Annotated in this window: 1 protein-coding gene; it reads right to left on the reverse strand. The window is 60.0% G+C overall.

All coding sequences use genetic code 11. The features are described 5' to 3' along the window. Nucleotides 1–427, reverse strand: a 427-nt coding sequence (locus EN750_RS38805; protein ID WP_145968414.1) for a nucleotidyl transferase AbiEii/AbiGii toxin family protein, incomplete at both ends; no start/stop codon positions are given.

Below are 427 nucleotides of genomic sequence, written 5' to 3' on the forward strand. Positions count from 1 at the left end.
GGAGTGAAGCGCAGTGGCCTTCTCCCAGAAAGTCCTGCGCGCCGCCAGCACCGTGATGGTGCAATCCGGATTCTCGAAGAAGGTGGGGAAATCGTCAGCTGAATAGGGTCGGATGGTCTTCTGCTCGGTCGGCCAAGGATCGCCGCGTGCACCGAACTCCAGTTTGACGCGCGGAGTTATGTAGGTGACGCCTTGATAGTCCTGACCGGTCAGCGCGGCCGGGTAGTGAAAGTTCAGGGTCTGGGGGTCGTTGGCGTCGACCTCCAGCGACCAGTTGCCCTTGACCGGCTCGCCAAGTTGGACAGCGATCGTCTCTCGCAGGGCAGGAAGCATGTTGTTGGCGATATGTTTTTCGACATCGGCCATGAGCGCATCGATGAGCTTGGCGGACTGCTTCTTGCTGATCCCTTCCCGCTCTGGATCCCGA

It is taken from the genome of Mesorhizobium sp. M7A.F.Ca.ET.027.03.2.1, assembly GCF_003999175.1.
Taxonomy (GTDB): domain Bacteria; phylum Pseudomonadota; class Alphaproteobacteria; order Rhizobiales; family Rhizobiaceae; genus Mesorhizobium.